General features: G+C 69.4%; 19 protein-coding genes. 6 read left to right on the forward strand and 13 right to left on the reverse strand.

From position 1 onward, the window contains the following. Positions 1–21: 21 nt before the first annotated feature. The gene (locus HPA02_RS09985; RefSeq protein WP_222593990.1) at positions 22–1,410 is read right to left on the reverse strand and encodes a short-chain fatty acid transporter; all 1,389 of its coding nucleotides are present in this window, start codon (positions 1,408–1,410) and stop codon (positions 22–24) included. Positions 1,411–1,528: 118 nt separating this feature from the next. On the opposite strand from HPA02_RS09985, the gene HPA02_RS09990 reads away from it, so the two are divergent. Continuing rightward, positions 1,529–2,200 (forward strand): GntR family transcriptional regulator, encoded by a 672-nt coding sequence (locus HPA02_RS09990; protein WP_146803043.1) that lies wholly within the window; start codon positions 1,529–1,531, stop codon positions 2,198–2,200. Between the two features lie 174 nt (positions 2,201–2,374). On the opposite strand, the gene HPA02_RS09995 is transcribed toward HPA02_RS09990, so the two are convergent. Continuing rightward, complete coding sequence (locus HPA02_RS09995; RefSeq protein WP_146803044.1) at positions 2,375–3,139, reverse strand: LuxR C-terminal-related transcriptional regulator; 765 nt, start codon at positions 3,137–3,139, stop codon at positions 2,375–2,377. A gap of 176 nt (positions 3,140–3,315) precedes the next feature. On the opposite strand from HPA02_RS09995, the gene HPA02_RS10000 reads away from it, so the two are divergent. From HPA02_RS10000 to HPA02_RS10010, 3 genes are all read left to right on the forward strand, one after another. Continuing rightward, positions 3,316–4,980: an FAD-dependent monooxygenase gene (locus HPA02_RS10000; RefSeq protein WP_146803045.1), complete on the forward strand. Its 1,665-nt coding sequence runs from the start codon at positions 3,316–3,318 to the stop codon at positions 4,978–4,980. Then, the gene (locus HPA02_RS10005; protein ID WP_146803046.1) at positions 4,977–5,180 is read left to right on the forward strand and encodes a DUF2783 domain-containing protein; all 204 of its coding nucleotides are present in this window, start codon (positions 4,977–4,979) and stop codon (positions 5,178–5,180) included. The genes HPA02_RS10000 and HPA02_RS10005 overlap by 4 nt, the downstream gene beginning before the upstream one ends. 82 nt (positions 5,181–5,262) lie before the next feature. Further along, entirely contained in the window at positions 5,263–5,706 is a 444-nt protein-coding gene (locus tag HPA02_RS10010) for a hypothetical protein (protein WP_146803047.1), read from the forward strand. 60 nt (positions 5,707–5,766) lie between these two features. On the opposite strand, the gene HPA02_RS10015 is transcribed toward HPA02_RS10010, so the two are convergent. Beyond that, positions 5,767–6,978, reverse strand: a complete 1,212-nt coding sequence (locus tag HPA02_RS10015; protein ID WP_146803048.1) for an MFS transporter — start codon at positions 6,976–6,978, stop codon at positions 5,767–5,769. A 17-nt stretch (positions 6,979–6,995) separates the two neighbouring features. Continuing rightward, a complete protein-coding gene (locus HPA02_RS10020) occupies positions 6,996–7,469 on the reverse strand; it encodes an Lrp/AsnC family transcriptional regulator (protein WP_146803049.1) in 474 nt (157 codons plus the stop codon). A 188-nt stretch (positions 7,470–7,657) separates the two neighbouring features. On the opposite strand from HPA02_RS10020, the gene HPA02_RS10025 reads away from it, so the two are divergent. Further along, positions 7,658–11,143, forward strand: a complete 3,486-nt coding sequence (locus HPA02_RS10025) for an indolepyruvate ferredoxin oxidoreductase family protein (protein WP_146803050.1) — start codon at positions 7,658–7,660, stop codon at positions 11,141–11,143. Between the two features lie 166 nt (positions 11,144–11,309). Then, positions 11,310–12,209 carry a DMT family transporter gene (locus HPA02_RS10030; RefSeq protein ID WP_146803051.1) on the forward strand — a complete coding sequence of 300 codons (900 nt, stop codon included), beginning with the start codon at positions 11,310–11,312 and terminating at the stop codon, positions 12,207–12,209. Here the strand turns inward: HPA02_RS10030 and HPA02_RS10035 are convergent. The 9 genes from HPA02_RS10035 to HPA02_RS10075 form a co-directional block, all read right to left on the reverse strand. Beyond that, positions 12,187–12,936 (reverse strand): ABC transporter ATP-binding protein, encoded by a 750-nt coding sequence (locus tag HPA02_RS10035; RefSeq protein WP_146803052.1) that lies wholly within the window; start codon positions 12,934–12,936, stop codon positions 12,187–12,189. The two genes, HPA02_RS10030 and HPA02_RS10035, sit on opposite strands and share 23 nt — an antisense overlap. Continuing rightward, positions 12,930–13,997 carry a FecCD family ABC transporter permease gene (locus tag HPA02_RS10040; RefSeq protein WP_146803053.1) on the reverse strand — a complete coding sequence of 356 codons (1,068 nt, stop codon included), beginning with the start codon at positions 13,995–13,997 and terminating at the stop codon, positions 12,930–12,932. The genes HPA02_RS10035 and HPA02_RS10040 overlap by 7 nt, the downstream gene beginning before the upstream one ends. Beyond that, a complete protein-coding gene (locus HPA02_RS10045) occupies positions 13,987–15,114 on the reverse strand; it encodes an ABC transporter substrate-binding protein (protein ID WP_146803054.1) in 1,128 nt (375 codons plus the stop codon). Before HPA02_RS10045 ends, HPA02_RS10040 begins: the two co-directional genes overlap by 11 nt. Positions 15,115–15,320: 206 nt before the next feature. Further along, positions 15,321–16,535: a multidrug effflux MFS transporter gene (locus HPA02_RS10050; RefSeq protein WP_146803055.1), complete on the reverse strand. Its 1,215-nt coding sequence runs from the start codon at positions 16,533–16,535 to the stop codon at positions 15,321–15,323. 234 nt (positions 16,536–16,769) lie between these two features. Beyond that, positions 16,770–17,414 carry a maleylacetoacetate isomerase gene (gene maiA / locus HPA02_RS10055; RefSeq protein WP_146803056.1) on the reverse strand — a complete coding sequence of 215 codons (645 nt, stop codon included), beginning with the start codon at positions 17,412–17,414 and terminating at the stop codon, positions 16,770–16,772. Between the two features lie 14 nt (positions 17,415–17,428). Continuing rightward, the gene (locus HPA02_RS10060) at positions 17,429–18,448 is read right to left on the reverse strand and encodes a fumarylacetoacetate hydrolase family protein (RefSeq protein WP_146803057.1); all 1,020 of its coding nucleotides are present in this window, start codon (positions 18,446–18,448) and stop codon (positions 17,429–17,431) included. A 32-nt stretch (positions 18,449–18,480) separates the two neighbouring features. Beyond that, positions 18,481–19,791 (reverse strand): homogentisate 1,2-dioxygenase, encoded by a 1,311-nt coding sequence (hmgA, locus tag HPA02_RS10065; RefSeq protein ID WP_146803058.1) that lies wholly within the window; start codon positions 19,789–19,791, stop codon positions 18,481–18,483. Between the two features lie 18 nt (positions 19,792–19,809). Beyond that, on the reverse strand, positions 19,810–20,016 hold the full coding sequence (locus HPA02_RS10070; RefSeq protein WP_146803059.1) for a DUF2783 domain-containing protein: 207 nt from the start codon (positions 20,014–20,016) through the stop codon (positions 19,810–19,812). Then, entirely contained in the window at positions 20,003–21,721 is a 1,719-nt protein-coding gene (locus tag HPA02_RS10075; RefSeq protein ID WP_146803060.1) for an FAD-dependent oxidoreductase, read from the reverse strand. Before HPA02_RS10075 ends, HPA02_RS10070 begins: the two co-directional genes overlap by 14 nt. Positions 21,722–21,750: the final 29 nt, after the last annotated feature.

A 21,750-nucleotide genomic window follows, 5' to 3' on the forward strand; every position in this document is an offset into this window, starting at 1 on the left:
TCCTCGTCGATGGTACTTGGCTTATACGAGTAACAGTAGACAGCCGGCGCAGAGCACGAAGACCGCCAGCATCAGGATCGCCGTATAGCCCAGCACCTGGCCCACGCGCAGGCCGGTGATGCCGAGCAGCGGCAGCAGCCAGAAGGGCTGGATCAGGTTGGTGAGCTGGTCACCCATCATCACCGTCATCACCGCCACATGGCTGGGCAGGCCCAGCTGGGCGGTGGCCTCGATGGCGATGGGTCCCTGCACCGCCCACTGGCCGCCGGCGGAGGGCACCGCGAAGTTGACCAGGGCGGCGCTGATCATCGACCACAGCGGGAAGGTGGTGGGGGTGGAGATGGCCACGAAGGCGTTGGAGATCATCGCCAGCAGGCCGCTGCCCGCCATCAGGCCGAGGATGCCGGCATAGAAGGGAAACTGCAGGATGATGCCACCCACCGCGGCGCTGCCCTTGGCGATGGCGCGCCCGTAGTCGCCCAGGGAGCCGTGCAGCAGCAGGCCCAGCATCAGCATGGTGAAGTTGAGCACATTGAGGTTGAGCCCCAGCACGCCGTGGTCACCGATATAGCGCGCCACGTAGAACAGGCCGCCGGCGACGATCACGCCCATCAGCAGGCGACTGCGGTTGAAGCGCTCGGCGGGGGTCGCCGGTGGCTCGTCCACCCGGATGACTTCCTCCTCGCCCGCGATCTCCACGACCCGGCGCCGGGAGGGGTGCAGGCTGGCCAGCAGCAGCGGCGTCATCAGCAGGGTCAGGCCGACGAAGACCAGGCTATAGGGCTGGAAGATAGTCTCGGAGAGGGGCAGCAGGCCGATTCTCTCCTCCAGGAAGTGTCCCGGGGTGTTGACCAGCAGGGCCGCGGAGCTGGAGAGCCCGGTCTGGGAGATCACCATGCCGCCATAGGCCGCCGCGGCGATCAGCGGGAAGTGCGCCTTGAGGCCGCGGCGCTTGGCGGAGTGGGCCACGGCCTTGGTCAGGAAGGCACCCACCACCAGGGCCACGCCCCAGTGCAGGAACCCCAGCAGGCCGGCGATCACGGCGGTCATGATCACCGCGCCCTTGGCGCTCCGGGGGCGGTCGGCCAGCCAGCGCAGGGTACGCTGTACCGGGGGCGCCGTGGCCAGGCCATAGCCGGTGACCACGATCAGCACCATCATCATGCCGAAGGCGAGCAGGTTCCAGAAGCCGCCGTACCAGGCATCGACCAGCTCGATGGGGCCGCTATCGGTGGCCACCAGGGCGGCCAGGTAGACCACCAGGGTCAGGGCCACGGCGATGGCGAAGGCGTCGGGAATCCAGCGGGTGCTGAAGGCGGCGACGCCCTCCCCCAATCGTTGCATGGTGCGCTGCATGGGGCCGCCCTCCGTCGCTGGGGGGGTGTCAACCTTGAGGTCATGGGTAGGCATGGGGCTTATCCTCATTGTCGTTATTGGTCAGGAAAGCGCTGTTAAATACACAGATCCGAGTTGTTATATATAACAGATAGGGCCAAGATATAGATCTGTCAAGGAAGGAGTCGTGAATATGGCTACCGTTTCCCAGGCGCAACGCCTGCGCGCCCTGCTCGAAGACGCCATCGTCGAGGGACGCTTCGCCCCCGGGGCGCGCCTCGATCCCGAGGCCCTGGCTCGGGAGTACCAGTGCTCGCGGACGCCGATCCGCGAGGCCCTGCAGCAACTGGCCATGTCGGGCATGGTGCGGGTGGTACCCAAGCGGGGCACCTTCGTCACCCAGCTCAGCGTCACCGAGCTAGTGGAGCGCTTCGAGGTGATGGCGGAACTGGAGGGGATGTGTGGCCGGCTGGCGGCGCGGCGCATCACCGAGGCGGAGTTGGCCGCCCTGCGCCAGGCCCACGAGGCGTGCCGGGCCCGGGTCGAGGCGGGGGACGCCAACGGCTACTACTACGAGAACGGCGTCTTTCACCAGCGCATCTACGAGGCCAGCCACAACGGCTTCCTGACCCAGGAGGCGGCGCGGCTACACGCGGTGCTGCAGCCCTACCGGCGCATGCAGCTGCAGGTGCGTCACCGTTTGCAGGGCTCCTTCGACGAGCACGAGGCGGTGGTGGCGGCCATCGCCGAGGGCGACGAGGCGCGGGCCGAGGCGCTGCTGCGCGACCATGTGGTGATCCAGGGCGAGCGCTTCAACGACCTGGTGGCCTCGGTGCAGAGTCTGCAGCAGGGCCAGCGGGCCTAGCGGCCGGGCCCGCCGCCAAGGGCCATCGCGCACTAAAGTGCGCTCCTACGGTGAGGTGGGGCAGGATGGCGAGTCCGATTATTGCCGCCGGTATAGGGCGACCAGCCGGGCTTTCGAGGGGATGCCCGTAGCCCTGGAGTGAGTGCATAGGCCCCGGGCCTGGCTACGCCCCGGCTATTGGCGGCGACACAACGCGATCAGCCTGGCCTTGGAGGGTATCCCTAACTTGGCATAGGCCCGCTTGCGGTAGGTCTCGGCGGTGGAGAGAGCGACCTCGAGCTCCGCGGCGGCGCTCTTGAGGGTATGGCCGCGCAGCAGTCGCAGGCAGAGCTGGCGCTCGCGCTCCGAGAGGGGTGCCAGCACCGCTTCCTCTTCAGGGGTGAGGCGCACCTCGGCCGGGCGCGGGGCGCCGTAGTGGCGGCGGATCAGGCTGGCCAGTAGCGGCGCCAGGGCATCCAGGGTGGCCAGGTCATCGGCATCGAAGGGGCCCGCCTCGCGGCCCCGGTAGAGGTTGAGGGTATAGGCGCCCTCGGCCTCGCGCAGGGTCAGGGCCACCTTGTCCACCAGGTCGGGGAAGGCGAACAGCGAGCCCCGGTAGCTCTCCGGCATCGCTTCGGCGCGCATCGGCGCCAGCTCCAGCGTCGGCAAGGCATTGTCCGCCAGGCGCCGGTAGTTGGGGTCGTTGCGGAACAGTCCCTCGGTATAGAGGCGCGCCAGGCGATCGGCCAGGCGCGGTTGGCGGGCGTTGTCGGCGAGCAGGCAGTCGACCCCCTCGGCGGCGTCGTAGGCGAAGATCATGCACTGCTCGATGCGCGCCCCCTCCCGCAGCAGGGCCAGCAGGCGCGCCTCGAAGTCGGCGCCGCCCAGGGCCTCGACGCAGTCGGCCACCCCGGCCAGCAGGGTGGGCCAGCGCTCGGATGGCGGCGTGGGCCGGGTCATAAGGCGCTCCTCGGGATGGCCTGTCCCGGTTTCTGTGGTTTGCGATCGGGCGATGGTGGCGGGATGGGCCGGATCATCAGGCTCTCCTCGGGCTGGCCTGTCCCGGCTTTTGCGGGACAGGCGGACGTGGCGGCGCGGGCTAGGCTGGTCCCACAACCCTAACAATGGAGCCACCCATGCGACCCGCCGGACGCGCCGAGAGCGATTCGCTTTACTTCGATTATCCGTATTTCCCCTTCGTTCGTCCCCCCGAGCTGGACGGTGAGACGCCGCGCCACCGGGTGGCTATCGTCGGCGCCGGCCCGGTGGGCGTGACCGCCGCCCTGGAGCTGGCCCGCCACGGCATCGACTGCGTGGTGCTCGACGACAAGGCCACCGTCAACGACGGCTCCCGGGCCATCTGCCTCTCCCGCCACAGCCTGGAGATCCTTCAGCAGTTGGGCGTCGATCGGCGCTTCGTTGCCAAGGGTCTGGGCTGGACCCGGGGGCGTACCTACTTTCGCGACCGGGAGATCTACCGCTTCGAGATGCCCCACTCGGACCAGGAGCGCTTCCTGCCGATGGTCAACCTGCAGCAGCAGTATATCGAGCAGTTCCTGATCGAGCGGGCCATGGAAAGCGAGCGGGTGACGTTGCGCTGGCAGAGCGCGGTCAGCGGCGTGACCCAGGATGCCGACGGCGTCACCCTGACGGTCAGCACGCCCGAGGGCGACTATGCGCTGGCCTGCGACTACCTGCTGGCCGCCGATGGCGCCCGCAGTGTGGTGCGCAAGGCCCTCGGCCTGGCGCTACACGGCGAGGCCTACGAGGGGCGCTACGTGATCGCCGACGTACGCCTTAAGTCCGACTTTCCCACCGAGCGGCGCGCCTTCTTCCACTCGGCGGCGCTGCCCGAGGCCACCATCCTGGTCCACAAGCAGCCCGACGACATCTGGCGCATCGACTACCAGCTAGGCCCCGATGAGGACCCCGAGGCGGCGGTGCGGGAGGAGGCGATCCGCGACCGGGTAGGGTTGATCATCCGCGAGGTGATGCAGGAGCGCGGCGATTGGGAGCTGGAGTGGTGGAGCCTCTACAAGGCGCATACCCTGGCGCTGGACGACTACCGCCACGGGCGGGTGCTGTTTATCGGCGACAGCGCCCACCTGGTGCCGATCTTCGGGGTGCGCGGCCTCAACAACGGCCTGGCCGATGCGGTCAATGCCGGCTGGAAGCTGGCCTGGGTGCTCCAGGGCCGGGCGTCGGCGCGGCTGCTCGACAGTTACACCCCGGAGCGGCGCGGCGCTACCCTGGATGTCTTCGCCAATGCCGGCAAGAGCACCCGTTTCATGACGCCGCCGAGCCGTGGCTACCGTCTGATGCGCGACGCCGCCCTGGCCCTGGCGCTGGATAACGACTATGCCAGCCCCTTCGCCGACCCCCGCCAGGTGACCCCCTACACCTATGCCGAGAGCCCCCTGACCCTGGCCGACCGGGACGCCTTCGCCGCCGGCCCCCGGCCCGGGGCGCCACTGATCAACCGCCGCCTGGGCGACGACGATTTCCTGCTCGATTACCTGGGAACGGGCTTTAGTCTGCTGCTGTTCGGCGAGGCGAGCCCCGAGCTTGCGGCCGCCCTGGGAGACCACCCGGAACTCAGGGTGCTGCACCTGGGCGTGGAGGACTCCGCCCTGGGACGGGCCCTGCCCGGCGATGCGGCGCTCTTCGCCGCCTATGGCGCCGAGCCGGGCAGCGCCTACCTGGTGCGCCCGGATCGCCACCTGGTGGCGCGCTGGAAGCGCCCCACCGCCGCCGACCTGAACGACGCCCTGAACACCGTCCTGGGAGACGCCCGACCATGACCACTTCGACACTGCCCTTTAATGATCTCGAGCGGGTCTACGAACTCCTGGCCGAGGCCCTGGATGACTTGCCCGAGGCCCAGGAGACCCCTTTCCTGGCCCAGCTGGCGCTGGCCCTGGCCCATCGCATCCCCGACTTGAGCGAGGTGGAGGCGGCCATCCGGGAGGCCCGCCGAGCCAGCGAAGACGCCGGGAAGTGAGCGATCGCTGACCTGGGTCAAGGCAGGGCGGCGGTCGGGGGCCGATACTGAAGGAAACCCCCGCGATACGAAGATCGTCGCCATGCCCACCTCCTCATCTACCACCGCCTCCCAGGGCACCCGCCTCGCCGACGCCCTGAGCGACTACCTGGCCGGCGAGCACGCCCTGCTCGAACTCAGGTGCTGCGCCCCCAAGCGGCTGAGCGCGCTGATTCACGACCTCGCCCGGCCGCTGCACCCGCCCCTGGAGCGGGCCCTGGCCCGAGGACTGAACAGCGGCGAGCTGGCGGGCTGGCTGGGCCCCGCCGAGACCCTGATGCCGGCGATGATGCGCCGCTTCGGGCTCGACGCCGAGGCCTGGGCCGATGTCCCCCGGGCCGCCGAATGGCGGGTCACCTGCCGGGCCTGCCCGCATATCGGCACCTGCTGGCAGGCCCTGCGCCACGACACCGACGCCGAGGCGTGCCGTGACTTCTGCGCCAATGCCGAGGCCTTTATCGCGGCCGGCCACGAATCGAAGCATTGATCTCTCCCGGCCTTGGAGCCGTCGGCTCCCTAGTTTAGGCGCCAGGCGAGGCGGTCGCTCTCAGGCGGCCTTTTCGGTTGGCTCGTCGGCGTTCTGGGTCCGCCAGCTTCGCAGCCGCCAGGCGAACACCAGCCCCAGGACGAGTAGCCAGAGCCCGGCGCCGGCCAGCAGCCAGCGGCTGTCGCCCAGGCGCAGGATCAGCCCACCCAGCCCGACCCCCACCGATTGCCCCAGGAAGAGGCAGCCGGCGAATACCGCCATGGCGGTGCCCCGGGCGGCGGGCGCCATCTGGGTGGCGTTGATCTGCAGGGTGTTGTGCATCATGTAGAAGCCGAGGCCGGCGACGAAGGCGCCCAGGGCGGCGCCCATCGGAGTGGGCGCCAGGGCCAGGGCGAGGAAGCCGGCTCCCATCAGGGTGCCGCCGCCCAGCGCCAGGCCGGTCTCGCCGAGGCGCCGCACCAGCAGCCTGGCCAGGGCGGCGAAGATCAGCCCGCCGACCCCGAACAGCGCCACCGCCAACCCGGCGCGGGTCAGCGACAGGCCCTGCCAGCGGTGCAGGTGGCTGGCGGCGAAGCCCAGGGCGCCGAAGGCGGCGATGCCCTCCAGGAACACCAGGGCGAGGAGCCAGCGGGCCCGAGCCTCGGTCAACACGCCTCGAATCCGCGCCAGGAAGGCCAGGCCGTCGCCGCCCTCGCCCCGGGGCGAGAGCTCGGGATGCCGGCGCAGGGTGGCGATCAGCAGGATACCCGCGACCAGGAAGACCCCGGCCAGCAGCAGGAAGGCGGCGCGCCAACCCAGGGTGTCCGCCAGCAGGCCGCCCAGGGTCTGGCCGGCGATCAGCCCCAGCACCGCCCCGGAGAGCATCCGCGCCAAGGCCACCTGGCGCTCGGCATAGGGCACGGTGTCGCCGACCCAGGCCATGGAGAGGGGGATGATGGCGGCGGCGGTGGCGCCGCTCAGGGTACGAAACAGCAGCAGCATCGGCAGCGACCCGGCCAGGGCCGCGGCGAGCGAGCCCAGGGCGCAGGCCAGGGTGGCCAGGCCGATCACCCGCAGGGCGCCGTGGCGATCTCCGAGGGGCCCATAGGCGAGCTGCATCAGGCCGTAGGCCACGGCGAAGAGGGTGATGTTCTGGGCCACGTCGGCCACCGGGCGGGCGAAGGTCTCGGCCAGGGCCGGCAGCATGGCGTCGGTGATGCGCATCGAGGCCATGCTGGCGAACCCGGCCAGGGCCAGCAGCAGGATCATCCGTGAGGCGGCCGAGGTGGGCATGGGCGGGTTTTCCTTGTTCAGCGAATCGGGATGGCGGTCTCGTTCTTGATCTCGCGCAGGGCGAAGTTGGAGCTGACCTGGGAGATCCCCGCCAGGGTAAAGAGCTTCTCGTTGAGGAAACGGTCGTAGGCGGCCATGTCCTCGATCACCACCCGCAGCACGAAGTCGGCGTTGCCGGTGGTGGCGAAGCACTGCAGCACCTCCGGGTACTCGAGGATCTGGCGCTCGAACTCGGCGGTGTTGTCGATATGGTGCCGCACCAGGGTCACCATCACCAGGGCGGTGAGGGGCTGGCCGACCCGGGCCGGGTCCACCAGGGCGGTGAAGCGCCGCAGGGTGCCGTTCTCTTCGAGGGCCTTGACCCGTCGCCAGCAGGCCGCCGAGGAGAGGCCGATCTCCTCCGCCAGCTGCTGGTTGGTGATGCGACCCTGGGCCTGAAGCAGGCGCAGGATCTTCTTGTCGTAGGCGTCCAGGGGGGCGTCGGAGGCCATGGCGGGCTCCCTAATGGTTTACACCAAGGTCGAAGGAATCGAAGCCTGTTTCTCCAGGACTCCCATGAGGAAATATTCTTTCGAATGATGGCGGTTTCGGGGGCAAGTTCGCAAGCACCTTTAGCGGGGCCTTGGCTAGACTGCGGCCAACATAATTCCAAGGCCCATTCCCCGTGAAGGTGGCGACCATGACTACGACCTCCCCCGTCGTCCTCGACGACTACCAGCTCGACGACCGTTACTCCCGCGACACCGGCCGGATCTTCGTCACCGGCACCCAGGCCCTGGTACGCATCGCCCTGCGCCAGGCGCAGCTGGATCGTCGCGACGGCCGCCGCACCGCGGGCCTGATCAGCGGCTACCGCGGCTCGCCCCTGGGCGGCGTCGACCAGGCCCTGTGGCAGGCCAAGGCGGCCCTGGATAGCTACCATATCGACTTCGTGCCGGCCATCAACGAGGACCTGGGCGCCACCATGATGCTGGGCAGCCAGCAGGTGGAGACCGACCCGGACAAGGAGGTCGATGGCGTCTTCGGCTTCTGGTACGGCAAGGGGCCGGGGGTGGATCGCGCCGGCGACGCCCTGAAGCACGGCAACGCCTACGGCAGCTCCCCCAATGGCGGCGTGCTGGTGGTGGCCGGCGACGACCACGGCTGCGTCTCCTCCTCCATGCCCCACCAGTCCGACGTGGCCTTTATGGCCTGGTTTATGCCGGTGATCAATCCGGCGTCGCTGGCCGAGTACGAGGCGTTCGGCCTCTGGGGCTATGCGCTGTCCCGCTACTCCGGCTGCTGGGTGGGCTTCAAGGCGGTCTCCGAGACCGTGGAGAGCGGTGCCTCCATCGAGGTGCCGCCGCTGCCCGACTTCGCTACCCCGAGCGACTTCACCCCGCCGGAAGACGGCCTCCACTACCGCTGGCCGGACCTGCCCGGGCCCCAGCTGGAGACCCGTATCGAGCACAAGCTGGCGGCGGTGCAGGCCTTCGCTGGCGCCAACCCCATCGACCGGCGCCTCTACACCAACGACCAGGCGCGCTTCGGCATCGTCACCACCGGCAAGGGCCACCTGGACCTGCTCGAGGCGTTGCGCCTGCTGGGCCTCGACGAGGCGGCGCTGCGCGAGCTGGGGGTGGAGCTCTACAAGGTCGGCATGGTGTGGCCCCTGCATCGTCGCGGCATCCTCGATTTCGTGCACGGCAAGCAGGAGATCCTGGTCATCGAGGAGAAGCGCGGCATCATCGAGAGCCAGATCAAGGAGTACATGTCCGAGCCGGATCGCCCCGGCGAGGTGCTGATCACCGGCAAGCAGGACGAGGCGGGCAAGCCGCTGATCCCCTACGTGGGCGAACTGAGCCCGCGGCTGCTGGCCGGCTACGTGGCCGAGCGCCTGGAGCGCTTCTTCGCCATCGACCTGCAGGAGCGCCTGAGCAAGCTGGATCGCTGCCGCGCCGAGGCCCAGGAGCTGGGCGGCGTGCGCCGCCTGCCCTATTTCTGCTCCGGCTGCCCCCACAACAGCTCCACCAAGGTGCCGGAGGGCAGCAAGGCCCTGGCCGGCATCGGCTGCCACTTCATGGCCTCCTGGATGGGCCGCCAGACCGAGTCGCTGATCCAGATGGGCGGCGAGGGGGTCAACTGGGTGGGCAAGAGCCGCTTCACCGGCAACGGCCATATCTTCCAGAACCTGGGCGAAGGCACCTGGTTCCACTCCGGCTCCATGGCGATCCGCCAGGCGGTGGCCGCCGGGGTCAATATCACCTACAAGGTGCTGTTCAACGACGCCGTGGCGATGACCGGCGGCCAGCCGGTGGACGGCCAGATCACCGTGCCGATGATCGCCCAGCACGCCGCCGCCGAGGGCGTGAAGCGCATCGTGGTGGTCAGCGACGAGCCCGAGAAGTACCGCGGCCATGAGGGCCAGTTCCCCAAGGGGGTGACCTTCCACCACCGCGACGAGATGGATGCCCTGCAGCGCGAGCTGCGCGAGATTTCCGGCTGCACCGTGCTGGTCTACGACCAGGTGTGCGCCGCCGAGAAGCGTCGCCGCCGCAAGCGTGGCCTGATGGAGGACCCGGCCAAGCGGGTCTTTATCAACCACCATGTCTGCGAGGGCTGCGGCGACTGCTCGGTGCAGTCCAACTGCCTGTCGGTGGTACCTCGCGAGAACGAGCTGGGGCGCAAGCGCAAGATCGACCAGTCCTCCTGCAACAAGGACCTCTCCTGCGTGGGTGGCTTCTGCCCCAGCTTCGTCACCGTGGAGGGCGGCGAGCTGCGCAAGGGCCAGGGCGTGGGGGTCGACGAGGCCTTTTGGCGCAGGGTGGAGGCCCTGCCGGCGCCCCAGGCCCCGGCACTCACCGCCCCCTATGACCTGCTGGTGGGCGGCGTCGGCGGCACCGGCGTGGTCACCGTGGGCCAGCTGATCACCATGGCCGCCCACCTGGAAGGCCGCGGCACCAGCGTGCTCGACTTCATGGGCTTCGCCCAGAAGGGCGGTACCGTGCTCAGCTACGTGCGCCTGGCACCCGTGCCCGCCGACCTCAACCAGGTGCGCATCGAATCCGGCCAGGCCGATGCGGTGATCGCCTGTGACATGGTGGTGGCCAGCTCGAAGAAGGCCCTGGACGTGCTCCAGGCCGATACCACCCGAGTGGTGGCCAACCTGGCCGAGCTGCCCACCGCCGACTATGTGCTCTACCGAGACGCCGACATGCAGGCGGACAAGCGCCTGGCGCTGCTGCGCGACGCGGTGGGCGAGGCCAACTTCGCCACCCTGGACGCCAACCGCCTGGCCGAGCAACTGCTGGGGGACACCGTCTTCTCCAATGTCATGATGCTCGGCTTCGCCTGGCAGCAGGGCCTGCTGCCGGTCAGCGAGGCGGCGCTCAAGCGCGCCATCGAGCTCAACGGCGTGGCCATCGACAAGAACCAGCGCGCCTTCGCCTGGGGCCGATTGGCGGCGGTGGAGCCGGACTACCTGCAGCGTCGCCTGGACGAGACGCCGCTGTCCGCCGACGCCGGCCTCGACGAGGTGATCGCCCGCAACGCCCGCCTGTTGGAACGCTACCAGGACCGCGCCTATGCCGAGCGTTACGTGCAGGCGGTGGCCCGGGTGCGCGAGGCGGAAGCTCGCCTCGAGGCCGGCGAGGCCCTGACCCAGGCGGTGGCCACTCAGCTCTACCGGCTGATGGCCTACAAGGACGAGTATGAGGTGGCGCGCCTCTACACCGAGAGCGATTTCCTCGAGGAGCTCGACGCTACCTTCGGCGGCGACTACACGCTGACCTTCCACCTGGCGCCGCCGCTGCTGGGCGGCCGCAAGGATGCCAAGGGGCGTCCGGTGAAGCGTCGCTTCGGGCCCTGGATGCTCACCGCCATGAAGGGGCTGGCCAAGCTGCGCGGCCTGCGCAACGGCCCCCTCGATCCCTTCCGCTTCAGCGCCGATCGCAAGCTGGATCGTCGCCTGCTGGCGGAATACGAGGCCCTGCTCGACGAGCTGGTGACGCGCCTGGATGACGCCACCCACGCCACCGCCCTGGCGCTGGCCAAGCTGCCGGAAGAGGTCCGCGGCTATGGCCCGGTGCGCGAGGCCGCCGCCGAGCAGGCCGCCGCCCGCCAGGCCAAGCTGCTGGAGGAGCTGCGCAACGGCCGCCCGATGACCATCGCCGCCGAAGTGGCCTGAAGTCCCCGGGCGACGACGCCCGACGCCACGCCTCAGGAAGCCGCCATGCCATGCATGGCGGCTTCCTGGCTTTCCGCTGGCTGGAAGATGCCGGTCGGGCGATGGCGTTCGCCGGGCGATCGGGGGAGAATGCCCCGTCTTTTTGGCGGACGATGGGCGAGGCGTGATGAAAGGCGTGACGGACGACGAGCGGCCCCTGGCCGGCATTACTCTCCGGTTGCTGTCGGGGGTGCTGTTCACGGCGATGATGGTGTGCGTGAAGGCGGCCAGTACGGTGGCCCCGCTGGGGCAGACGGTATTCTTCCGCTCGGCCTTCGCGCTGCTGCCCATCGTGGTGTTCCTGGCCTGGCGGCGGGAGTTCCCCGCCGGCCTGGCCACCCGACGGCCGGGAGGCCACCTGCTACGCTCGGGACTCGGCGCGGCGGCGATGTTCGCCTCCTTCGCGGCGCTGGCGCTGCTGCCGGTGGCCGAGGCGACGCTGCTGGCCCAGTTGACCCCGGTGCTGATGGCGCTGGGCGGCGTCCTGCTGCTGGGCGAGCGGCTCACGGCGCATCGCGCCGGGGCCCTGTTGCTGGCGCTGAGCGGCGTCGCCGTGCTGGCGTTGCCCGCCCTCGGGGCCGGTGAGGCCTCGGCGCTGGGCTATGCGCTGGGGGCGCTAGCGGCCCTGCTCTCGGCGGGGGCCCTGCTGACGGTGCGGCGCATCTCGCGCACCGAGACACCGGGAGCCATCGCCTTCTACTTTATCCTCGTCTCGGCGCTGGCGGGGCTGGCCACCTGGCCCCTGGGCTGGGCCGCCCTCAGTGGGCCGCAACTGGGGCTGCTGGTGCTCTCGGGGCTATTCGGTGGCGCGGCGCATATCTGCATGACCCTGGCGCTGCGTTATGCGGAGGCCTCGCGGCTGGCGCCCTTCGAGTACCTGGCGCTGATCTGGCCGGTGCTGGCCGACCTGGCGATCTTCGGGCTGACGCCTTCCGGCGGCTTCCTGCTGGCCCTGCCCCTGGTGTTGGCCGGGGCAGGGCTGGCGGCGCTCGAGGGGCGCCGGCTCAGATGGCCTCTTCGACGATAAGCTGGGGCCATCCCTTGGAGCAGGACTCGATGCGCGACTCGACCCGATAGACCCGCCGCAGCAGCTCGGGGGTGATCACCTGGTCGGTGGGGCCGCAGGCGATCAGCCGGCCGCTCTCGAGCACCATCGCCTGGTCGGTGAAGCGCAGGGCATGGCCCAGGTCGTGGAGGGCCACCAGGATCAGCATGTTGCGCTCCCGGGCCAGTCGCCGCAGCACCGTCAGCAGGCCGATCTGGCGATTGAGGTCCAGCGCCGAGGTGGGCTCGTCGAGCATCAGGATCTCGGGCTCCTGCACCAGGGCCTGGGCGGCGCTCACCAGCTGGCGCTGGCCGCCGCTGAGGTCGCCGATATCGCGCTCGCCGAGCGCGGCGATGCCCAGCTCCGCCAGGGCCTGGTCGACCCGTGCCAGGTCCTCGGCCGCGACCTTCAAGGCGCGTCCCTGCATGCGTGCCAGCAGCACCGACTCGTAGACCGTCAGCACTGCCTTGGCACCGGTGTCCTGGGGCATATAGGCCACCGGGCGCTCGGCGCGGGTGCCGTCGATCACCACCTCGCCCTGGCCCTTGAGCAGGCCGAGGATACGCCGGAAGAGGGTGGACTTGCCGGCGGCATTGGGACCGAGCAGGGCCACCACCTGGCCGCCCTCGAAGCTTGGGGTGGTGATCTCCGCCAGGATCTGGCGGCGGCCGTAGCCGGCCGAGAGGCGGTCGAGTCGCAGGGTTACCATGAGGCCTTCTTGCGGTTGAGGATAAGGAACAGGAAGAAGGGGATACCCACCAGGGAGGTGATGATGCCGATGGGGATGATGGTGCCGGGCAGGATGACCTTCGACAGTACCGAGCCGATGGAGAGGATCAGGGCGCCGCACAGTGCCGCGCCGGGCAGGAAGAAGCGCTGATCCTCGCCCAGCAGCAGCCGGGCGATATGCGGCCCGACCAGGCCGATAAAGCCGATGGTGCCGACGAAGGCCACGGCGATGGCCGCCAGCAGCGACACCAGCACCAGTACCTCCAGGCGCAGGGCACGCGGCTTCACGCCCAGGCTCTCGGCCTTGGCATCGCCCAGGCGCATGGCGGTCAGCGCCCAGCCATGGCGGGCCAACAGCGGCAGCACCGCGGCGAGGACGCCCACGGCGATCCACAGCTTGGGCCAGGTCGCCTTGGTCAGGCTGCCCATGGTCCAGAACACCACCGCGGCCACCGCCTGCTGGCTGGCGAAGAACTGGATCAGTGCCATCAGCGAATTGAAGATGAACACCATGGCGATGCCCAGCAGCACGATGGTCTCGATGGTGACCCCGCGCCTCAGGCTCAGGGTGTGAATCAGGAAGGCGGTGAGCATGGCCATGACGAAGGCATTGACCGGCACCACGTACTCGATGGCCGCCGGGATGATCGCCACGCCGAAGGCCAGCGCCAGGGCCGCGCCGAAACTCGCCCCGGCGGAGATGCCCAGGGTGAAGGGGCTGGCCAGGGGGTTGCTGAGGATGGTCTGCATCTGGGCGCCGGCCACCGACAGGCTGGCCCCCACCACCAGGGCCATCAGCGCCACCGGCATGCGGATCTCCCAGAGGATCACCCGCACCTGCTGGCTGACGGCGTCGGGGGTGAGCAGGCCGCTAATCACCTCGCCCAGGCCGAAGCGGGCCGGTCCCAGGGCGAGGTCGACGCACAGGCTGAGCAGCAGCGCCAGTCCCAGGGCGGCGAGGATCAGTTGGCGCCGGAACACCAGGACGCGATAGAAATCGCGGCCCTGGGCGCCCTCGGCGGCGCTCGTCTCAGTGGTCATGCAGCGACACCCAGTAGCCGGGGGCATAGTCCACCGGCAGGAAGCGCTCGTGGAGCTCCTCCAGGGTGGCCTCGGGGTCGAGGTCGGCGAACAGGTCCGGGTGGAACCACTTGGCCAGCCGCTGGACGGCCACGAAGTAGTAGGGGCTGTTATAGAACTGATGCCAGATGGCATGGAAATTGTCCCGCTCCATGGCCGTGATGCCGGTCATGGCGGTGCGCTCGGTGAGTGCCTCGAGCTTGGCCCGAGCACGCTCCAGGTCGGCCCCGGGGCCCACGCCGACCCAGTCGCCGCCGGGGACGTAGGCGTCCCAGTTGCCGCCGGTGACCACTACCTGCTCGGGGTCGGCGGCGAGGATCTGCTCCGGGTTCAGTGAGCCGAAGGTATTGGGGATGATGCCATCGGCGATGTTGCTGCCGCCGGCCAACTCCACGTACTCGCCGAAGTTGCCGGGGCCGAAGCTCATGCAGCAATCCTCTGAGTAGCCGCCGGCGCGGTCGATAAAGACCCTCGGGCGCTCCGGGTCAGCCGCGGCGATGACCTCGGTGACCCGGGCCATCTGGGCCTCGGAGTAGGCGATAAAGGCCTCGGCGTCCGCTTCTTCACCCAGCAGCTGGCCCATCAGGCGCATGGACGGCAGGGTATGGGCGAGCGGATCCTCGCGGAAGTCCACATAGACGATGGGGATGCCCAGCTCGGCGAGCTTGTCGTCGTAGCCGGCGTCCTCGGTGGCCGTCCTGGCCTCCAGGTTCATCAGCACCACATCGGGTGCCAGGGCGGCGGCCTGCTCCACGTCGAAGGTACCGTCCTTGAACCCGCCGAAGGTGGGGATCTCCTCCAGCTCGGGGAAGCGCTCGGCGTAGACGGCGTAGTTGTCCGGATCGGCCTGGGAGAAATCCTCCCGCCAGCCCACCACGCCGGCGAAGGGATCCTCGGGTTGCAGGGCGCCGAGCAGATAGATCTGACGGCCCTCGCCCAGGATCATGCGCTCCACGGGGGCATCGAGGGTGACCTCGCGACCGGCGATATCGGTAATGGTGATCTCGTCGGCCTGGGTGGCCACGCCGAGTAGCGTGAGGCTCACGGCACAGGCCGCCTGTAGCAGTGCTTTATGCATGATGGGGTTCTTTCTCGCCTCTCGTGGGATCGGGACCGCTGAGGTCCGGCGCGATAACACGATGCACCCGCAGGGCGTGTCGTCACTCACCCTTCTTTGCGTCTGGTTATCATTTGTGGGGCCGGGCGATTATGCAATAGCCGGGTGGCGGCGTCGAGCCGCCACGTCGTCCGGGGGAGGGCGCTGGAGGGGAGAGGCGCTGGCGGCTATTCCGAGAGCGCCTGGCGGGCCTCCCGTCGGGCGGCGGGGCGCACCAGGCCCCAGTAGACCGCGAGGGCGGTGATGCCGGCCAGGCCGATGGTCAGCGCCAGGGTACGCGAGGTGTCGTCGTGGAGCTGACCCACCAGGCCCCCCACCAGGGCGGCGATGCCCATCTGCAGGAAGCCGAACAGCGAGGAGGCCGAGCCGGCGCACTGGGGGTTGGGAGCCAGGGCCCCGGCCATGGTCTGGGGCATCAGGATGCCTACCCCCATCATAAAGACGATATGCGGCCCCACCACCGCCCAGGCCTGGGCGGCGCCGGCCAGGGCCAGCAGGGCCATGGTCGTGCCACCCAGGGTGCAGAGCAGGGCGCCGCGCAGGATCAGCCGGTCGCGACCCAGGCGTCGGCTATAGCGGCCGCTGATCACCGTGCCGCTGAAGAAGCCGGCGACGATCAGCGCGAAGAGGATACCGTAGGTGGTGGGGTGGACGCCGATAAACTCGATCAGCACGAAGGCGGAGCCGGAGAGGTAGGCGAAGAGTCCCGAGAAGGCGGCGGCATTGGTCAGGGTATAGCCGACGAAGGCGCGCTGGCCGAGCAGCAGGCGGAAGTTGCCGAGCATGGCGGCCGGGCCGATGGGCTGGCGCAGCTCCCGGGGCAGGGGTTCCGGCAGGGCGAAGATCAGCAGGGCCAGGGCGACGGCCGCATAGAGGGCCAGCACCAGGAAGATCGCCTCCCAGCCGAAGAACATCAACAGGCCGGCACCCACCACCGGTGCCAGGGCCGGGGCCAGGGCCATGATGCTGGCCAGGTGGGAGAGGATGCGCCCGGCCTCCAGGGGGCCGTAGATATCGCGCACCGCGGCGCGTCCCAGCACCGGGCCGGCGGCGCCGCCCAGGGCCTGCAGGAAGCGCCCGGCCAGCAGCCACTCGATGCTCGGCGCCAGGGCGCAGAGCAGGCTGGCCGCCAGGAAGAGGGCGAAGCCCCCCACCATGATCGGCTTGCGGCCGAAGCGGTCCGCCAAGGGGCCGCAGAACAGCTGGGCCAGTGCGAAGCCGGCCATGTAGAGGCTCAGGGTCAGCTGCACCTGGTCGGGGCCGGTATTCAGGGCCTCGGCCATGGCCGGCATGGCCGGCAGGTACATATCGGTGGCCAACGGGCCCAAAGCGGTCAGGGCCGCCAGCAGGATCACGGTGGCGGGGGAGGTCAGCCGTAGCACCCGGTTCTCCTTGGAGGCGCGGGAGGCGCGTCCGGTAGTGAGGTAAGACGAGAAGCGGGCGCGGCTGGGGGACAGGGCCGCGCCCGCTTTATTAGGCCGCTTATTATACACCGACAAGGCAAGGCGTGCCGGGGTGGACGTCATCGGGGCAGTTGCTGGTGTTGTAGGAGCCTGCTTCAGCAGGCGATTGATGGGTTGCCGAGGTATCAAATCGCCGGCTAAAGCCAGCTTGGGCTAGCCGGCGTCCGGCTGGGCCTCCGGGGCGGCCCGGGCGAAGGCGTCCAGGGCCCGGCAGTTGGCCACGATACGGCGGATCCGCGGGTAGGCGGTCAGGTCGCATGCGAAGCGCTCGGCGTTGAACACCTGGGGCACCAGGCAGAGGTCCGCCAGGCCCGGGGCGTCACCATGGCAGAAGTCGCCGCTGCCCGCCTCCCGGGAGAGCTGGGTTTCCAGGGCGGCGAAGCCCTCGCTGACCCAGTGGCGGTACCAGGTCATCTTGGTCGCCTCGTCCACCCCCAGCTCCCCGGTCAGGTACTTGAGCACCCGCAGGTTGTTGAGGGGGTGGATCTCGCAGGCCACCGCCTGGGCCAGGGCGCGGACCCGGGCGCGGCCGGCGGCGTCCGCCGGCAGCAGCGCCGGTTCCGGGTAGCGCTCGTCCAGGTACTCGCAGATCGCCAGCGACTGGGTCAGCCGCGCGCCGTCGTCGGTGACCAGCGCCGGCACCAGCCCCTGGGGGTTGCGGGCGAGGTATTCCTCGCCGCGCTGCTCGCCCTTGACCAGGTTGACCGGGGCCTGGTCATAGGCCAGGCCCTTGAGGTTCAGGGCGATGCGTACCCGGTAGGCGGCGGACGAACGGAAATAACCGTAGAGGGTCGTCATCCTGCCTCCTCGTCTCAGTGGGGCTTGTACTCGACTACCTGCTGGTCGATGGCGCCGAAGATGCTCTGGCCGTCGCGGTCGAACATCTCGATGCGCACCCGGTCGCCGAAGCGCATAAAGGAGGTCTTGGCCTGGCCATGCAGGATCTGCTCGACCATGCGCACCTCGGCCAGGCAGCTATAGCCCACGCCGCCGTCGCTCACCGGCTTGCCGGGGCCGCCCTCGGCGTCCGGGTTGGAGACGGTGCCGGAGCCGATCACGGTGCCGGCGCCCAGGTAGCGGGTCTTGGCGGCATGGGCCACCAGCTCCGGGAAGCCGAAGATCATGTCGGGGCCGGCCTCCGGCTCGCCGAATTTCTCGCCGTTGAGGTGCACGGTCAGCGGCAGGTGGACGCGGCCTTCCTTCCAGGTGTCGCCCAGCTCGTCGGGGGTGACGCAGATCGGCGAGAAGCTGGAGGCCGGTTTGGCCTGGTAGAAGCCGAAGCCCTTGGCCAGCTCGCCGGGGATCAGGCCGCGCAGGCTGACGTCGTTGACCAGCATGATCAGCTTGATATGGCCGGCGGCCTGCTCCGGGGTCACCGCCATGGGCACGTCGTCGGTAATGACGGCGATCTCGCCCTCGAAGTCGATGCCGTGGGACTCGCTGACCGCCTCGATATCCTCGGTGGGGGCGATAAAGCGGTCGCTGCCGCCCTGGTACATCAGCGGATCGGTCCAGAAGGTCTCGGGCATCTCGGCGTTGCGCGCCTGACGCACCAGCTGGACGTGGTTGAGGTAGGCGGAGCCGTCGGCCCAATGGTAGGCGCGGGGCAGCGGCGAGTGCAGCTTGGCCATGTCCAGGTCGAAGGCGTTCTCGGCCTGGCCGCCGTTGAGGGCGTCGTAGACGTGCTGGAGCTGGGGCTCCAGGGTCTCCCACTGCTCGATGGCCTGCTGCAGGGTGGCGGCGATCTGCGGCACCTTGACGGCGCGCTTGAGGTCACGGGAGACGACGATCAGTTCGCCGTCGCGGCCCTTGTTGAGGCTGGCAAGTTTCATTTGGGTAATCCTTTGTCGTCGGGGAGTCGGGCTTAGCGATTCTCGGGGTCGAAATGGCTCTTCATACCGGCCCATACATCCACGTAGTCGCGCTGGCGGAAGTCCGCGTTCAGCGCCGCTTCGGTGGGATGATAGACGTAGCGGCTCTCGAACATAAAGGCCATGGTGGCGCCCTGGTACTGGGGCGTCAGTTCGCACTCGCTGGCCTTCTCGAAGGTCTCGGCGTCCGGCCCGTGGGGCGACATGCAGTTGTGCAGGCTGGCGCCGCCGGGCAGGAAACCCTCCGCCTTGGCGTCGTACTCGCCGTGGATCAGGCCCATGAACTCGCTCATCAGGTTGCGATGGAAGTAGGGCGGGCGGAAGGTATTCTCGGCCACCATCCAGCGCGGCGGGAAGATCACGAAGTCGATATTGGCCATCCCCGGGGTATCGGAGGGCGAGGTCAGCACGGTGAAGATCGACGGGTCCGGGTGGTCGAAGCTCACGGTGTTGATGGTGTTGAAGGTGGCCAGGTCGTACTTGTAGGGGGCCACGTTGCCGTGCCAGGCCACCACGTCCAGGGGCGAGTGATCCAGGCGCGCCGACCAGAAGCGCCCGGAGAACTTGGCCACCAGCTCGAAGTCGCCGGCCAGGTCTTCGTAGGCCGCCACCGGGCTCAGGAAATCGCGGGGGTTGGCCAGGCCGTTGGCGCCGATGGGCCCGAGCCCCGGCAGCTCGAAGGGCGCGCCGTAGTTCTCGCAGACGTAGCCGCGGGCGGCGTCGACGCCGTCGCCCAGGCGCACCTGGAACTTGACGCCGCGGGGTATGGCGGCGATCTCGCCGGAGGCCACCTCGAGCTCGCCGAACTCGGTGCGCAGGCGCAAGGTGCCGAGCTGGGGCACGATCAGCAGCTCGCCGTCGGCGTTATAGAAGAAGCGCTCCAGCATGTCCCGGTTGATAGCGTAGAGGTGCACGCCGCAGCCGGCCTGGGTGCCGGCGTCGCCATTGACCGCCACGCTGAGCAGGCCGTCGAGGAAGTCGGTCCCGGTCTCGGGCAGCGGCATGGGGTCCCAGCGCATCTGGTTGGGGTCGGCGGCGGGCCTGGCCAGGGGCGCGGTGGCGACCCGGGCAGTGTCCAGCGGCCGGTAGGCGGATTGGGCCACCGAGGGGCGGATGCGGTAGAGCCAGGAGCGCAGGTTCTGGTGGCGCGGCGAGGTGAAGGCCGAGCCGGTGAACTGCTCCGCGTAGAGGCCGTAGGGGCAGCGCTGGGGCGAGTTCTGGCCCTGGGGCAGGGCCCCGGGCAGCGCCTCGCTGGCGAAGTGGTTTCGGAAACCACTCTGGTAGTCCAGGGTCGGGGTGGTCATGGGGTTATCCTCTCGAAATTACCGTTCCTGGGGTGCCGGTGCGGCGGCGATGTGCAGCGCCTCCTCCAGCACCGCTTGGTCGCCGACCTGGTTGGCCAGCAGCAGGATCAGGCGAGCATTGATGCGCTCGCTCTCTTCGTCGCTGCGCTCCCGGTGGAGTTCGGTGAGCGCCGCGTAGAAGGCGTCCGGATCAGTGAAATTGGGCTCGAGCTTAAGCCGTGGCATGGGTCACCTCCGCGGCGGTCAGGTGCTGGCCCAGGGCCGTGGCCAGGGCGCGCTCCACCGCCTCGGCGCGGCACTCGGGCCAGCGGGCGGCGACGTGTTGGTCGGGACGCAGCAGGTAGCCGGCCCCCGGGGTCAGGCCGTAGCGGCGGGCCACCAGGCCCTCGGCGTCCTCGCACTGGCGGGTACGCGGCAAGTTGGCCAGCGCCGCCGGGGCCGGGCCCAGCAGCAGCAGGTCGAGGTCCGCCTGGCGGGCCAGCAGGGCCGCCAGCTCGGCGGCGCGGTCGGCCAGGCCGTTGCTCTCCACCCCGCCCCGGGCATCCAGCAGCAGCACGAAGCGATCCCCCAACTGGTTGAGCAGCCAGGCGGCCTCGCCATCCAGGCGCACCGGCGCGTCCTTGGCGGGGCTGCCCGGGCGCAGTTCGGTCGGCAGGCCCTCGGCGTCGTCGCCGTTGAGGGGTGAGCCGTCGTAGTGGCAGGGCATCGACAGCCGGCCGCTATTGACCAGGGCGCGGGCGAAGCCGTAGTGCTCGGCCAGCTCCAGGGTGGTGTCGCGGAACAGGCGGCTCACGCGGCTCTTGGGGGTAATGAACTCGGTGGCGCGGGTGGAGTTGAGGATATTCTCCGCCGCGCCGTGCTGGCGCTCGTCGTCATAGGTGGCGAGCAGCGCCTGGGGCGCCTGGCCCTTGAGCACCCGGGCCAGCTTCCAGGTCAGGTTCTCCACGCTCTGGATGGCGCCGTTGGCGCCTCGGGCGCCGAAGGGCGAGACCTGATGGGCGGCGTCGCCCATGAAGAACACCCGGCGGTGGATGAAACTGTCCATCTTGCGGCAGCGGAAGGTGTAGACGCTGGCCCACTCCAGGTCGAACTCCACGTCCTCGCCGAGCATGGCCTGCACCCGGGGGCGGATGTTCGCTTCCTTCTTCTCCTCCTCCGGGTCGGCATCCCAGCCCAACTGGAAGTCGATGCGCCAGACGTTGTCCGGCTGCTTGTGCAGCAGCACCGATTGGTTGGGGTGGAAGGGCGGGTCGAACCAGAACCAGCGCTCGGTGGGGAAGTCCGCCTTCATCACCACGTCGGCGATCAGGAAGCGGTCCTGGAACACCTGGCCCTGGCAGTCCAGGCCGAGCATATCGCGGATGCGGCTGTTGGCGCCGTCGGCCACCAGCAGGTAGTCGCAGGCCAGGCGGTAGTCGCCATCCTCGGTGCGCACCGTCAGCAGGGTGCGCTCGGCCTGGCTGTCGACCTCGATCACCCGGTGCTTCCAGCGCAGGTCGATGCGCTCGGCGAAGGTCTCGGTGCGATCGACCAGGTACTCCTCGAAATAGTACTGCTGCAGGTTGATAAAGGCCGGTACCCGGTGGCCGTCTTCCGGCAGCAGGTTGAATTCATAGACCTGGCGCTCCTGGAAGAAGACCTTGCCGAGCTGCCAGGTGACGCCCTTGTCGAGCATGGGCTGGGCGCAGCCGAGGCGATCCATGATCTCCAGGGTGCGCTTGGCGAAGCAGATGGCCCGCGAGCCGACGCTGACGGTGTTGTTGTCGTCCAGCAGCACGCTATCGATGCCCTGCTTGGCCAGGTCGATGGCCGCGGCCAGGCCCGAGGGGCCGCCGCCGATGATCACCACCGGGCAGTGGCGAATCTCGGCCCGGTCCAGCTCCGGCGGCCGGCGGTAAGGGTAGACGGGATTCTTGTAGGTATTCGGCATGGCTCCTCCGACCGCGACCCGTTAGCGGG

The sequence above is a fragment of the Bisbaumannia pacifica genome, assembly GCF_007989625.1.
Taxonomy (GTDB): Bacteria; Pseudomonadota; Gammaproteobacteria; order Pseudomonadales; family Halomonadaceae; genus Bisbaumannia; species Bisbaumannia pacifica.

Excerpts from the sequence above, each read along its gene's own strand:
- HPA02_RS09985 (WP_222593990.1), bottom strand. The coding sequence starts at position 1,410 with ATGCCTACCCATGACCTCAAGGTTGACACCCCCCCAGCGACGGAGGGC.
- HPA02_RS09990 (WP_146803043.1), top strand. The coding sequence starts at position 1,529 with ATGGCTACCGTTTCCCAGGCGCAACGCCTGCGCGCCCTGCTCGAAGAC.
- HPA02_RS09995 (WP_146803044.1), bottom strand. The coding sequence starts at position 3,139 with ATGACCCGGCCCACGCCGCCATCCGAGCGCTGGCCCACCCTGCTGGCC.
- HPA02_RS10000 (WP_146803045.1), top strand. The coding sequence starts at position 3,316 with ATGCGACCCGCCGGACGCGCCGAGAGCGATTCGCTTTACTTCGATTAT.
- HPA02_RS10005 (WP_146803046.1), top strand. The coding sequence starts at position 4,977 with ATGACCACTTCGACACTGCCCTTTAATGATCTCGAGCGGGTCTACGAA.
- HPA02_RS10010 (WP_146803047.1), top strand. The coding sequence starts at position 5,263 with ATGCCCACCTCCTCATCTACCACCGCCTCCCAGGGCACCCGCCTCGCC.
- HPA02_RS10015 (WP_146803048.1), bottom strand. The coding sequence starts at position 6,978 with ATGCCCACCTCGGCCGCCTCACGGATGATCCTGCTGCTGGCCCTGGCC.
- HPA02_RS10020 (WP_146803049.1), bottom strand. The coding sequence starts at position 7,469 with ATGGCCTCCGACGCCCCCCTGGACGCCTACGACAAGAAGATCCTGCGC.
- HPA02_RS10025 (WP_146803050.1), top strand. The coding sequence starts at position 7,658 with ATGACTACGACCTCCCCCGTCGTCCTCGACGACTACCAGCTCGACGAC.
- HPA02_RS10030 (WP_146803051.1), top strand. The coding sequence starts at position 11,310 with ATGAAAGGCGTGACGGACGACGAGCGGCCCCTGGCCGGCATTACTCTC.
- HPA02_RS10035 (WP_146803052.1), bottom strand. The coding sequence starts at position 12,936 with ATGGTAACCCTGCGACTCGACCGCCTCTCGGCCGGCTACGGCCGCCGC.
- HPA02_RS10040 (WP_146803053.1), bottom strand. The coding sequence starts at position 13,997 with ATGACCACTGAGACGAGCGCCGCCGAGGGCGCCCAGGGCCGCGATTTC.
- HPA02_RS10045 (WP_146803054.1), bottom strand. The coding sequence starts at position 15,114 with ATGCATAAAGCACTGCTACAGGCGGCCTGTGCCGTGAGCCTCACGCTA.
- maiA (WP_146803056.1), bottom strand. The coding sequence starts at position 17,414 with ATGACGACCCTCTACGGTTATTTCCGTTCGTCCGCCGCCTACCGGGTA.
- HPA02_RS10060 (WP_146803057.1), bottom strand. The coding sequence starts at position 18,448 with ATGAAACTTGCCAGCCTCAACAAGGGCCGCGACGGCGAACTGATCGTC.
- hmgA (WP_146803058.1), bottom strand. The coding sequence starts at position 19,791 with ATGACCACCCCGACCCTGGACTACCAGAGTGGTTTCCGAAACCACTTC.
- HPA02_RS10070 (WP_146803059.1), bottom strand. The coding sequence starts at position 20,016 with ATGCCACGGCTTAAGCTCGAGCCCAATTTCACTGATCCGGACGCCTTC.
- HPA02_RS10075 (WP_146803060.1), bottom strand. The coding sequence starts at position 21,721 with ATGCCGAATACCTACAAGAATCCCGTCTACCCTTACCGCCGGCCGCCG.